1 protein-coding gene is annotated in these 256 nt (G+C 47.7%); it reads left to right on the forward strand.

All coding sequences use genetic code 11. From position 1 onward, the window contains the following. A partial coding sequence (locus tag B4920_RS27005) for a DinI family protein (protein WP_139379727.1) occupies positions 1-212 on the forward strand: 212 nt, incomplete at its 5' end. Positions 213-256 lie beyond the last annotated feature (44 nt).

Here is a 256-nt window from a genome sequence, read left to right on the forward strand (position 1 = left end):
ATAAAGAGCAGAAGATTAGCCAGGCTACGCTGGACGCCCTTGAATCCGAGCTTTACCGTAATTTGCGCCCTCTGTATCCCAAAACAGCAATTCGTATCCGCAAGGGCAGCGCCAACGGCGTTGAGCTGAGCGGGTTAAAACTGGATGAAGATAAAAAGCGAGTGATGGAAATAATGCAGCAGGTCTGGGAGGACGACAGCTGGTTGCATTGATAGGCTTCGTTTGTAATGAGTCATGTTTTATGAATTCGATAGTG

It is taken from the genome of Zoogloea sp. LCSB751 (genome assembly GCF_002028455.1).
Lineage (GTDB): Bacteria > Pseudomonadota > Gammaproteobacteria > Burkholderiales > Rhodocyclaceae > Zoogloea.